The following is a 12,132-nucleotide window of genomic DNA, read 5'->3' on the forward strand; positions in this document are numbered from 1 at the left end:
CAGCCCCGCGGGCCAGAGCCAGCGCTCCCGACGGCCCTCGGGTCTCGGTGCCGCGTCCGGCGCAGCCGCCCTGGGCGGCACACCATCATGGAGATGGACATGACTGTTCCGAAGCGGAGCGTGCTGTGGACGTTCCTCTGCTGTGGTTTCGGCGTGGCGATGGTGTCGCTCGACAACCTGGTCGTGATCACCGCCCTGCCGGCGATTCGCAATGATCTCGGCGGGAACATCCAGGAACTTGAGTGGACCGTCAATGCCTACACCCTCACCTACTCCGTGTTCATGCTGCCGGGTGCCGCCCTCGGGGACCGGTTCGGCAGACGCCGGATGTTCGGCATCGGCATGGCCGTGTTCGCCGCGGCGTCGGGCGGCGCGGCGCTCGCGCCGGGGATCGGCGCCCTGATCGCCGCCCGGGCCGTGCAGGGCCTGGGTGCCGCGCTGCTGATGCCGCTGAACCTGACGCTCCTCACCGAGGCCGCGCCGGCGAACCGGCGGGGGGCGCTGCTGGGCGCGATGAGCGCCGTGGAGGGTGTCGCCATCGCCATGGGCCCCCTGCTCGGCGGTGCGGTGGTGGAACACCTGAGCTGGCAGTGGATCTTCTGGATCAATGTGCCGATCGGGGCGGTGGTGCTGCCGTTCGCCCGCTGGAAGCTGGCCGAGAGTCACGGGCCGAGGCCCCGGCTGGACCTGGTGGGGACAGCACTGGCCGGCATCGGACTCTTCGGCATCGTGTTCGGCGTCATCCACGGCCACGCGGACCATTGGAGCAGCCCGCGGGTGCTGGTCTCGCTGAACGGTGGCGCCGTCGTCCTGGCGGCCTTCGTCCTGTGGGAGTTGCGCACCGACATCCCCATGTTCCCGATGCGGTTGTTCCGGAACCGGACCTTCGGCGCGATGACCACGGCCGGGTTGCTGATGTTCGCCGGCATGTTCGGCTCGGTCTTCCTGCTCACTCAGTTCTTCCAGGGCCCGAGGGGCTACTCACCGCTGGAGGCGGGGCTGCGTATCCTGCCGTGGACGGCGGTGCCCATCGTCGTGGCGCCGCTCGTGGGTCTGCTGTCCGACCGTGTCGGCGGCCGGGTCATCGTCTCGACCGGCCTGGCGCTCCAGGCGTGCGGGCTGGGCTGGATCGCCTGGCGGGTGTCTGCCCAGGTCTCGTATCCCTCGCTCATCCCCGCGCTGGTCCTGTGCGGTCTGGGCATGACCTTCTACTTCTCCCCCACCGCGAACATGGTGATGAGCGCGGTCGAGGCCGAGGACCGCGGGATGGCGTCCGGGGCGATCAACGCCTTGCGCGAATTGGGCGGTGTCCTCGGTATCGCGGTGCTCGCCTCCGTCTTCTCCGCTCACGGGGACCTCACCACCGCCGACCGGTTCACGGACGGCATGGTCCCCGCGGTGTGGACCGGTGTCGTCCTCATCGGGGTCGGCGTCCTCGCCGTGCTGGTGACACCCCGGCGGCCCCGCGTCCATGGGTCCCCGGCGCCCGGGGCGGCGGTCCCGGTGTCCGTGAACGATCACGGATGAGGCCGTGGCCGGACGAGTCGAGAAGGCGGCAGGTGCGGTCCGAGCAGTCGAGAAGGCGCAGGTGCTGTCCGAGCAAGGGACGAGAGATGAGCTCACCGATCAGGGTTCTCCTGGTGCACGACAGAGCGATCGTGCGCGCCGGCATCCGGTCCGTCCTCGACGAGGACGCGGGCATCGAGGTGGTGGCGGAGACGTCCGATGTGGTCGATGCCGTCGCCGGGGCAGGCGCCCTCGCTCCGCATCTGCTGCTGGCCGGTGTGCAGCCGCACACCCTGGACACCGCGGACCTGGTCGCCGAACTCGCCGTCCGCTCCCGCGGGAGGGCTCCGGACGTCCTCTTCATGACCAATGAACCCAGCGCATGGGCTCTGCACGCCTTCCGGGCGGGAGCCGGCGGCATCATTCTCAACCGGGTCACGCCGGGGCAGCTACGGGCTGCGGTCCATGTCGTGGCGGCCGGTTACCGCATCTTCTGTGCCGGGAGTGAGGTGTGGGGGCGTGCCGTCGACGGGGTTCCCGAGACTGCGGTCCCCCCTCGCGCCGCCGCAGAGGACGGTGCGGGGATCGGGCTGCTGACCCGGCGTGAGCGGGAGGTGTTCCAACTGCTCGCCCACGGCCTGAGCAATACCGAAATCTCTGTGGCGCTGGTGCTCAGCGAGAACACCGTGAAGTCCCATGTGCAGCGTCTGCTGGACAAACTGAACCTGCGCAATCGCGTGCACGCCGTCATCCACGCCTATCAAAGCGGCCTGATGCCGCCTCCATGCCCGAGTCTGCGCCGCGGGCACCGCGACAACGTTCCGTGAGGCTCTGGGGTCGCGCACGGGCGTGAACTGTCGGCGGCCTGGCCCGAGTTGCCCCGCCCGTGCTCCAGTGAGCCTTCCGCACCACGCACGAGCCCCGTTGGACGATTCGTCCAACGGGGCCTGTCTCAGGGGGCGTTCACACGCTCAAGGGCCTCAGTCATGCGATTCGAGAAGGTATCCCCGACCGCTGACCGTCCGGATGCACAGTCCGACCCGGGCCACCTTGCGTCGCATTCTTATCATGTGTAGGTCCAACGCGTTCTGGCTCGCCTTTCCGCGGCGCGTGCGAAGCAGCGCGATCAATTGATACCGGGCCACGAGACCGCCGAATCGTTCGACCAACGGCTGCAACAGGTCCATCTCGGTCGGCGACACCACCACCATCCCGCTGCCGTGGCGCAGCAGCCCGTCCTGGTCCAGGATCGGGACGTGGTGCACGTCGGCCCGGGCCCGAAGGGCCGCGATACGCGCCGCGAAGTCCGCCTTGCTCACGGGCGCCCGCACCCAGTCCTCGCGCGAGTCCGGCGGTATCGGCGCCGTGGCGCCGTTCTCCACCACGAGAAGGCGAGGGATCCCGCGCCGGCGCAACTCCTCCAACTCCTTCATCTCGACCGGCCACCGCACCACACGAACAGCGTCGCCGACCGAGAAAAATTCCCCCGCGCCGTACTCCGGCACAAAATTCCCCTTTTCCCAATGGCAGGGAATCCGAATCCTCAGCACCGCTGAAATCCTCGATTGCCCGCCCAGCACCATTTCACTTTCACTATGCAGCAGCCGCCGCTGCGCCCGCAACAAGGCCATCACCTACACCGCTCCAGAAACATCGTCATACAACCATAATGTCAGGCACTGCCCGGCTGACCAGAAAGTATGAGCCCTGGCCTTGATTGCCGGGCTGCGTAATTCATGAGAACGGGTGAAGATCCGAACCCCTCACCCGAGTAAATTGTCAATTACCGAAACGACGGCGATCATCCGGACTGTTTCAACGCCGTCAACGGAAATTGGGCACTGTTTCGGAATAATCCAGGAGGCACCGTGGAAGAGACCGGGGGCGTCTCTGACGCCCGAGAGTTCTCCAGCGCCCATCGGGCGATCCGTCTGCTCACCACCGGCGAACTGCTGGTGTCCATCGTCACGCTGGTGCACACGGCGGCAGCGGCTGCGCCGCGACCGTCGACTCCACGCGCCGGCCGGCAAGGTCACATGAAGGGAATCGGCCATGCTGCCCGTGACCGATGACACGACCTGGCCCGACGGCCAGGGCCCCCACACGGCGGCCGAAGTGCTGGTGACCGGGCTCGGCGCGACCACTCCCCTGGGCGGCGACGTCGCCTCCACCTGGCGAGCACTGTTGTCCGGCCGCTCAGGCGTGTCCCGGCTGAGCACCGCCTGGGCCGAGCAGTTGCCCGTCCGTATCGCCGGAATCATGCACGAGGATCCCGGCGGACGGCTGGACCGCGTCCGACTGCGGCGGCTGGACCGCAGTCAGGCGGCGGCAATCGTGGCCGCCGAGGAAGCCTGGTCCGACGCCGGTGAGCCCGACGTCGAACCGGAACGGCTCGCCGTGGTGGTGGGCACCGGCGTGGGCGGCGCCCTCACGATGCTGGAACAGGACGACTGCATGGAGGCGCGGGGCCAGCGCGCCCTGTCCCCCTACACGGTGCCCAGGCTGATGCCCAACGGCAGCGCCGTGGCGGTCGGTCTGCTGGTCGGGGCCAGGGCAGGTACCCATGCCCCCACCAGCGCCTGTGCGTCCGGCGCCGAGGCGCTCGCGGTCGGTGCCCTGCTGATCCGGGCGGGCCGCGCCGATGTGGTGATCGCCGGAGGCACGGACGCCTGTCTGCATCCCTTGTCGCTCGGCGCGTTCGCCCGCATGCGCGCCCTGTCGCTGCGCAACGACGCCCCTGACCTGGCCTCCAGACCGTTCGACCAGGAGCGCGACGGCTTCGTCATGTCCGAGGGGGCCGGCATGGTCGTACTGGAACGTGCCGAGTTCGCACGGGCACGCGGCGCCGCGGTCCATGCGACGCTCGCGGGTGCCGGGGTCACCTCCGACGCGTTCGATGTGACACTGCCCGACACCGAAGGCCAAGTGCGGGCCATGAAGGCCGCGTTGCGCGATGCCGACCTCACCAGGACCGACATCTGCCATGTGAACGCTCACGCGACCGGCACCCCCGTCGGGGACGTCACCGAGGCGCGGGCCGTGGGGAAGGCGGTGGGCTCGCATCCGGCGGTCACGGCCTGCAAGTCCGCCACCGGACATCTGCTCGGTGCCTCCGGCGCGGTCGAGGCGGTCTTCACCGCGCTGACCCTGGAACACGGGCTGATCCCGCCGATCCGCAATCTGGACAAGCCCGCGGACGGAATCGAGCTGGACCTGGTGACAGACCGGCCGCGACGAACGACCGCACGGGCGGCCCTGTCCACATCGTTCGGATTCGGCGGACACAACGTGGTGCTCGCCTTCACCCGATGAGCGGCTCTGTGCCGGGGCGGCGGCCTTTCGATGTCCACCGGCCGGCCCGTCCCCCGCTACCGCACGCCGACCCCGCCACGGCAGGAGTTGATCACGTCGGCGACGACGGCCGGATGCGTGACCTGCGGATAATGGCCCGCGTCCGGAATCACGGTGACCGGCTTGTGCACGGACTCCCGAAGCGGGTCCGCCGACCCGACGACGATCTGCACGGGCAACCGCACCCGCTGGAGCAGCTGCCGCAGTTCCGCACGCTGCCGGTGGGCGGTGCGCACGGCAGCGATCACCCGGCCGGCCGCCCCCGCCCGCCGGAGGTCGACGCCGAGCCCGTCGAGGCCGCCGTACTGCGGCAGGCCGAGCGAACGGGCCAGACGCGGTACGGGAGTTGCTCGCAGCAGCGGCACGGCCAGCCGCGAGCGCAGCAGCCCAAAGGACGGCTGCTGCAGGAAGGCCGGGGCGACGAGGACCAGCGCGGAGAGACGATCGGGGTGGGCCGTGGCGTAGCGCAGCGCGGGGCCGCACGCGAGCGAGTGCGCGACGAGAACGGGGCGTGTCTCCACCGGCCGCAGCAGATCCTCAAGCCAGTCGTCGAGCGGTCCTGCGGACGGTCCCGACCGGCCGAAACCGGGCAGATCGGCGGCGAGAGAGGGAGCACTGAGGCGGTCCGCGGTCCCCTTCCACACATCGGCGTTCACGGGAAGGCCGTGCAGCAGGACATGGCCGGGGCGGCGTCGTTCCCCGATCGTCCAGGTCCGGCTGCCTGCCACACTCTGGAAGCCGTAGGGTCCGCGGCTACGGTCGGATCGTCCGAAACGGGTGGCGACCAGGTCGTCGGCCCATCGGCGCAGCGCGGGCTCCGCGGACGGCATCGTCAGGCCGCACGACACGGCGAACGCGCGGGCGGAGGACGTGTCGTAGCGATCGGTCGACAGGAACGACAGGGCCTCGGAGTCCGTCCGGGTGATCGCGCGGGGCAGTCGGCGCAGCAGTCCGACCGGCACCGAACGGCGCGGGGCACGAACTCCCATGTGCTCCGCGAGTATACGGACCAGGTCGGGCAGATCGGGGGTCGCGTCGTCCAGCACCCAGTAGGCACGCCCCGCGCTCTCCTCATGTCCGGGAAGGGCGGCCAGGAAGCCGACGAGATGGTCCAGGGTGACGATCGGGACGAAGACACCGGGACCGCCGGGCAGTGCCCTCAACCGGCCGTGCCACAGTTCGCAGACCACCGTGGCCAGACCGACGTACTGGTCGGGGCCGATCACCGTACTGGGATTGACGATGGTCAGCGGCACGCCCAGTTGCTGCGAGCGGGTCCGGACCGCTCCGTCGGCCTCCTGCTTCGATGCCTCGTACGCCCCCTGCCTTCCGTAGTCCACCGGCTCCTTGTCCGCGGCGGCCATTCGGTAGCCGCTGATGTGGACGAGTCGACGCAGCCGAGGCAGCTCGGCCGCCCAGTCGACCACGTGTACGGCACCCGTCACGTTCACCGCACGCGCCTGCTCGGCCTCGATGCCGAAGGCGAAGCGCGCGGCGGTGTTGTAGACGTCGCGCACACCGTGCAGCCCCTGCTGGGGCAGGCCGAGCCCGGGCAGGGTGACGTCGGCCCGGACGACGCTCAGGCCCGACCGGTCCACCCCTTGCGTGTCGAGCCATGCCGTCAGCCCGTCCGCGGAACCCCGCACGGCGGCCGCCACCTGGCGTCCGTCGCGCAGCAGTTCCGCCACCAGGGAGCGCCCGATGAAACCTCCGGCGCCGAGGACGATCGAGTCCGAGAGCATGCTGTCTCCTCGCGCGGTGCCGACTGCCCCGCCTGCGTGGCCCCGGGACCGGGCCAAAGGCCCCCCTCTGGGGGCGACTTCAGCGTATCGATGCATTGGGGATGATTTGAATGGAGCGAACTGACATCACACGATCGGGGACTGGTGGCTGACCGGATACCGGGGCCGAGGCGGATGTCCGCCTCGGCCCCGCATGCGCGTCGACGATCGGCGGCCCGGAGCCCGAGGACGGGCCGCGGCCAGCCTGTCACCGCCTGGACTTGGGCGGACTTCCGGACACGCTCCATGCTCTGACCGAAGGGCTCGAATGGCTCAGCGACGGGCGACGGGCGACGGATACACCAGGCGGTCCTCGGCGTGCCGCGCCGCCTTGCGTCGTCCTTCACTCGTCCGATGGAATGCGCGCACAGTAGCAGGGCAGTTACGCTGCGTACGTGATCGGTTGGGGTGGCGGGTTGCATCGCACGACCGCGCGGAGAGCCGTCCTGGTACTGGCCGCCGTGCTGGCGGCGCTGTGTGCCGCGCTCATGGCAGATCACACCGGCGAGATCGAAGCGACGGAGAGCGTCGCCTGTGTCATCGAAACGAGGAAACCGCTCACCGCCAAAGGCGTGGAACACCCTGGCCGGAGAACGCAGAAGCACACCGTGCTCTGCTCGCCCTTCCCCGCCGCGCATCCCGGGGACGGACGACGGGTTTCCGCCGCTCGGCCGCTGCCCGAGCGGGCGCCCCTCGCGAGTGCCGACTCTTCTTGCGTCGTCCTGCGCTGCTGAGCGGAACCGCGGTGTCAGGTTCCGGTGCCCGTGTGGCACGAGAGGACACCGCTCAGGTATCCCCTCTCCGCTTACCGACGCAGCAGGAGCAGTCATGCCGGCCGACCCTGGACGCGCGCTGGAAGGATATCTGCGCGCCCTGAGTTACCGTACGCCTCCCCAAGAACCCGAACCCGCGCCGATCCTCGACGGCACCATCGGGGCGCCCACCGCGCAACCGGTGACACGCGAAGAGCCCGGCACCGCAACCCATTATCGGCCACGCCCCGCCGACGCGCCCCGCGGCCCCGGTCTTCTCGCCAGGCTTCGCGCACTGCGCGGACGTCGGATCGGGCCGGCCCAGCGCGCACGCTCGTAACGCGCGGTGCCGTTGCGCCGTCACCCGCGCCGGCGGTCGTCACCGCACTACGGCCCATCCGTCGAGGACTCCGGGATGGCCCACCGCCGTGCGCCGACGCGCCAACCCCGGCAGCGGCGCCTACCACCCCGAGTTATGAGCAAGATACGGTCATCGTGAATTTTCGGAGAAATCTCGTACAACCTTTCGCCATGTGCGTCCGTCTGGTTTACCGCAGGGCCTGTACAGGGGTGGATGAAGAGGAGTTCAGAACGTGACCGTGCGTTCCTTTGCCCGGCGGATGCGACCGCGAGTCGAGCGGAAGGCCGCCGAGAGGGTGTGGCAGCTGCGTACCATGCGGCGGCGCCGGAGGGCGGCGGTCACGGACCCGGTGCTGCGCCCGGTGGCGGTGCGCGGCCAGCAGCTCTACGGACGGGTGGTGGCCCGGTTCAGCGCGGCTGAGGCGGCCGCCGCCAACCTCGGCCTGGTCATCGCCGCGCTGGAGCGGGAAGGCATCCCCTACTTCCTGGTGCCGGCCTCCCGTACGCGTCACACGGTCGGCGTGAACGCCGTCGACCGGGAGCGTTTCCTGACCGCCCTGGAGGCACAGAACGCGGGGAAGGCGGTGTTCATCGGCAGGCCGCTGCCCGGCGGCAGGCTCAACCATCCCGCGCTGTTCATGGACGGGGTGCTGCCGGCCGCGCTGCGCACCTCCCCCACCCTGCGGATCGGGGAGAACCACCTCGGCCCCTCGGGCCAGTTGCTCGCCGGGCCGGAACTCGCCTGTGACGTCGAGTTCTGGGAGGACGGCGCACAACTCCTCGCGTCCGCCGACGGGCCGCGGCGACTGGCCAAGGTGCAGCCGCAGGCGTCGCAGGACATCTTCGCCGAGTCCCTGATCGCGCCGCGGAACAACGGCATCACGGACGTACTGCCGGCAGCCGAGCAGCAGCCGGCCACGGTGCGCATCGGCGACCGGGAGTTCGCGAGCTTCGTCCCGTTCACCCGGCCGACCGTGAGCGACGTGACGTTTCCCGTCGACGTCGTCTACACCTGGGTGGACGGCGAGGAGCCCGGGATGCGGGCCAAGCGGGCCCGGTACCAGGACCGCGGCACCGCCGAGATCCTGGACAAGGAGACCAACGCCTCCCGGTACACCAGCCATGACGAGCTGAAGTACTCGCTGCGCTCGCTGGCCATGTACGCCGACTTCGTCCGGCACATCTACATCGTGACCGACGGTCAGAAACCGCACTGGCTCGACGACCGGGCCGCGGGGATCACGGTCGTCGACCACGGCGACATCTTCCCGCAGGGCGTCCTGCCGGTGTTCAACTCGCATGCCATCGAGACCCGGCTGCATCACATACCGGGGCTGTCGGAGCACTATCTGTACTTCAACGACGACGTGTTCGTCGGCCGCCGGGTCACCGCCGAGCACTTCTTCCACGGCAGCGGTCTCATGAAGATCCCGGTGTCCCCGCTGAAGATCGGCGTCGGCAAACCGCACGCCGAGGAGACGGCCACCAACTCCGCGAGCAAGAACGTCCGACGGCTGCTGCTCGACAAGTTCGGGCGGATGACGACGAACAACTTCATGCACACTCCGCTGCCGCAGCAACGCGGGGCGCTTCGGGCGATCGAGGAGCTGTTCCCGGAGGATGTACGCCGCACCACGGCGTCCCGCTTCCGCTCACCGCAGGACATCGCCATGACGGCCCCTCTGCTGTACCAGTACGCGCTGATGGCCGGCCTCGGCGTGCCGGGCAGGTTCAGCTTCCGGTACGTGAACATCAGCCGCCCGGACGCCGAGGCGCGCCTGGCCGATCTGCGCCGCAACCGCCGCTTCGACTTCTTCTGCCTCAACGACGTCGATGTGCCGCCCGAGGAGCGGGAACAGGTCGGCATCCGGATGGGCGAGTTCCTGGAGCACTACTACCCGTTCCCGAGCCCCTTCGAGAAGCAGAGCTGACGGGAACACGCCCATGGACCTACGCCACCGCTTCGCGGCGCCCGCGGGCATGCGGGCCGCCCGGGACTTGTTCGTGTACCTCCGGCTCTGGCAGTCCGCCCGGCTCTGGACGCTGCGTACGGCCCGGGCCCGACGGCGGCTGCGGGCCGCCGTACCCGGGCTGCGCCCGATCACCTGCGGACCGACGCGGCTGTACGGACGCACGGTCGCCGACTACACCGCCGCGGATGCCGCCGAAGCCGACCGTGAACGGGTGTGCACCGTACTGGAGGCGATCGGCGTCCCGTACTTCCTCGTTCCCGCCGACCACGGATACGGCGCGCCACGGCAGGTGATCGGCGTCGAGGAGAGGTACCGCGGCACGGTCCTCGCCCGGGCCGCGCAGCGCTTCGATCGCACCGCCGGGTACGTCGGCGCCGTCGGCCGGGACGGCGCCGTGACGACCGCGGTGCTGTGGGCCGACGGAAAGCTGCCGCGGGCACTGAGGCGGGCCGCGGTGCTCCGTACCGGCGTGGTGCGCCTCGGTCCGGCGGGGCAGGTACTCAGCGGTCTTGAGACGGGGTGCGACATCGAGTTCTGGCGTCGCGGCCGGGACCTGGGCACCGCCGCGGGCGCCGACCCCTCCTGGCTCACCGTGCCCGGCAGCCGGCTGGAGGACGTCTTCGGCCCGGCGCTCGTCGCCCCGCGCCGCAACCCGGTGTCGGAGGTGCTTCCCACGGCGGCACAGCAGCCGGCCACGGTGGCAGGCCGCCGCGGCCGCGTGCCGACGTTCGCACCGTTCGCCGAGCCGGGCATCGACGAGGTGCGCTTCCCCGTCGACGCCGTGTACACCTGGGTCGACGGGGACGACCCGGCCATGGCCGCCAAGCGCCGTGCCCATCAGGCGCTCTCCGACAACCCCATCGCCCCGCGCGAGACCGGCGCCTCCCGCTACACCAGCCACGACGAACTGAAGTACGCGCTGCGCTCGTTGGAGATGTACGCCGGATTCATCCGGCATGTCTACCTCGTGACCGACTCGCAGATCCCCGCCTGGCTGGATCCGGACGCGGCGGGCCTGACCGTGATCGATCACCGGGACATCCTTCCGGCCGATGCCCTCCCCGTCTTCAACTCGCACGCGATAGAGAGCCGACTGCACCACATACCGGGGCTGTCGGAGCACTACCTGTACTTCAACGACGACGTCTTCATCAACCGCCCGGTGCGAGCGGAGCACTTCTTCCACGGCAACGGCATCGCCCGGATCCCGCTGTCCCCGTTGAAGCTCGGCGTCGGCGCCCCGCATCCGCTGGAGCCGGCGCCGAACTCCGCCGGCAAGAACGCCCGCGAGGTGATCAGGCGCTTCCACAGCAGATACGTCACGCACAAGTCGCTGCACACCCCGCACCCACAACTGCTGTCGGTCATGCGTGAGATGGAGAGCCTCGCGATCGAGGAGCTGCGGCGGACCTGCTACTCGCGCTTCCGCACCATCACCGACGTCGCCCCGGCGTCCACCCTCCACCACCACTGGGCGATCGCTTCCGGCCGGGCCGTCCCGGCCGACTACCGCTTCCGCTACATCCAGCTGGGCGCACCGGACATGCGGCGGCGCCTGGACCGCCTTGCGGCCGGGGAGGAGATCGACTTCTTCTGCCTCAACGACGTGGAGACGGCCCCGGAGGCCAGGGCGGCGGCCCAGACCGCCCTTCGTGCCTTCCTGGAACGGAAGTACCCCTTCCCGAGCCGCTTCGAAGGTGCGCCGCGGCCGCTCTCACGACTGATCGGGCCTGCTGCGGTGAGCCTCCCGCAGCAGGCATCGCTGGGGGACGCACGGCGCCACGAATGACACCCCGCCCCTGCCCGCGGGCTCAGGAGTCGGCGGACAGGAGCGGTACTCAGGCTGCGAGTGCGCTGATGCCGCGTCCGATCGGTACGGTCACTCCCGCAGTGCGGAGCCGGATCATTCGGGGCGGGTGCCGACCAGCCCCACCAGCACGGGACCTGTGGGCGATGCCACCAGGTCGGTGACGGTCAGCGGGTCGAGCGTCGCGTAGAACGCCTCCTGGGCGGCCCTCAGTGCCCGGCGCAAGCGGCAGGCCCCGCGCAGCGGGCAGGGCGGATCGCCTTCGCAAGCCACGACCTCACCCTCCCCCTCCAGCTCACGGACCAGCCACCCGACCGAGGCACGTCGCCCGCGTTCGGTCAGCTCAAGCCCGCCCCCACGTCCTCGCCGGGCCTCGACCACGCCGAGGTGCTGCAGCCGGGCGATCACCTTCGCCATGTGCGCGTACGGCACCTTCACGGCCTCGGCGACCTCACGCGTGGTCAGGGCGTCGCCCTGCTGGGAGACGGCCAGCCGCATCACCGCGCGCAGCGCCAGATCCGTGAACTTCGTCAATCGCACGGCGGCACCCTAGCAAATATGCATACCAGATTCCAGTTTAAGGGCCGTTGGCACTATTGTAT

The 12,132-nt window shown here is 70.0% G+C and carries 9 protein-coding genes; 6 read left to right on the plus strand and 3 right to left on the minus strand.

The window, feature by feature from the left end; all coding sequences use genetic code 11:
• Positions 1-99 precede the first annotated feature (99 nt).
• A complete protein-coding gene (locus ACWEKM_RS10110) occupies positions 100-1,527 on the plus strand; it encodes an MFS transporter (RefSeq protein WP_451620687.1) in 1,428 nt (475 codons plus the stop codon).
• 86 nt (positions 1,528-1,613) lie between these two features.
• The gene (locus ACWEKM_RS10115) at positions 1,614-2,333 is read left to right on the plus strand and encodes a LuxR C-terminal-related transcriptional regulator (RefSeq protein ID WP_451620688.1); all 720 of its coding nucleotides are present in this window, start codon (positions 1,614-1,616) and stop codon (positions 2,331-2,333) included.
• Between the two features lie 153 nt (positions 2,334-2,486).
• Here the strand turns inward: ACWEKM_RS10115 and ACWEKM_RS10120 are convergent, their stop codons facing one another.
• Positions 2,487-3,137 (minus strand): helix-turn-helix domain-containing protein, encoded by a 651-nt coding sequence (locus ACWEKM_RS10120; protein ID WP_451620716.1) that lies wholly within the window; start codon positions 3,135-3,137, stop codon positions 2,487-2,489.
• 421 nt (positions 3,138-3,558) lie between these two features.
• Between ACWEKM_RS10120 and ACWEKM_RS10125 the strand changes: the two genes are divergently transcribed.
• On the plus strand, positions 3,559-4,818 hold the full coding sequence (locus tag ACWEKM_RS10125) for a beta-ketoacyl-[acyl-carrier-protein] synthase family protein (RefSeq protein WP_451620689.1): 1,260 nt from the start codon (positions 3,559-3,561) through the stop codon (positions 4,816-4,818).
• Between the two features lie 56 nt (positions 4,819-4,874).
• Here ACWEKM_RS10125 and ACWEKM_RS10130 read toward each other — a convergent pair whose 3' ends face one another.
• Complete coding sequence (locus tag ACWEKM_RS10130) at positions 4,875-6,599, minus strand: alpha/beta fold hydrolase (protein ID WP_451620690.1); 1,725 nt, start codon at positions 6,597-6,599, stop codon at positions 4,875-4,877.
• Between the two features lie 434 nt (positions 6,600-7,033).
• Here ACWEKM_RS10130 and ACWEKM_RS10135 point away from each other — a divergent pair, with 434 nt between their 5' ends.
• The 3 genes from ACWEKM_RS10135 to ACWEKM_RS10145 all read left to right on the plus strand — a co-directional run bounded on the left by ACWEKM_RS10135 (position 7,034) and on the right by ACWEKM_RS10145 (position 11,512).
• Positions 7,034-7,372, plus strand: a complete 339-nt coding sequence (locus tag ACWEKM_RS10135) for a hypothetical protein (RefSeq protein ID WP_451620691.1) — start codon at positions 7,034-7,036, stop codon at positions 7,370-7,372.
• A 611-nt stretch (positions 7,373-7,983) separates the two neighbouring features.
• Complete coding sequence (locus tag ACWEKM_RS10140) at positions 7,984-9,681, plus strand: stealth family protein (protein ID WP_451620692.1); 1,698 nt, start codon at positions 7,984-7,986, stop codon at positions 9,679-9,681.
• A 13-nt stretch (positions 9,682-9,694) separates the two neighbouring features.
• The gene (locus tag ACWEKM_RS10145; protein WP_451620693.1) at positions 9,695-11,512 is read left to right on the plus strand and encodes a stealth family protein; all 1,818 of its coding nucleotides are present in this window, start codon (positions 9,695-9,697) and stop codon (positions 11,510-11,512) included.
• Between the two features lie 114 nt (positions 11,513-11,626).
• Here the strand turns inward: ACWEKM_RS10145 and nsrR are convergent, their stop codons facing one another.
• Positions 11,627-12,070 (minus strand): nitric oxide-sensing transcriptional repressor NsrR, encoded by a 444-nt coding sequence (nsrR, locus tag ACWEKM_RS10150; protein ID WP_451620694.1) that lies wholly within the window; start codon positions 12,068-12,070, stop codon positions 11,627-11,629.
• Positions 12,071-12,132 lie beyond the last annotated feature (62 nt).

This window comes from Streptomyces sp. NPDC004752 (assembly GCF_053601275.1).

Excerpts from the sequence above, each read along its gene's own strand:
- ACWEKM_RS10110 (WP_451620687.1), top strand. The coding sequence starts at position 100 with ATGACTGTTCCGAAGCGGAGCGTGCTGTGGACGTTCCTCTGCTGTGGT.
- ACWEKM_RS10115 (WP_451620688.1), top strand. The coding sequence starts at position 1,614 with ATGAGCTCACCGATCAGGGTTCTCCTGGTGCACGACAGAGCGATCGTG.
- ACWEKM_RS10120 (WP_451620716.1), bottom strand. The coding sequence starts at position 3,137 with ATGGCCTTGTTGCGGGCGCAGCGGCGGCTGCTGCATAGTGAAAGTGAA.
- ACWEKM_RS10125 (WP_451620689.1), top strand. The coding sequence starts at position 3,559 with ATGCTGCCCGTGACCGATGACACGACCTGGCCCGACGGCCAGGGCCCC.
- ACWEKM_RS10130 (WP_451620690.1), bottom strand. The coding sequence starts at position 6,599 with ATGCTCTCGGACTCGATCGTCCTCGGCGCCGGAGGTTTCATCGGGCGC.
- ACWEKM_RS10145 (WP_451620693.1), top strand. The coding sequence starts at position 9,695 with ATGGACCTACGCCACCGCTTCGCGGCGCCCGCGGGCATGCGGGCCGCC.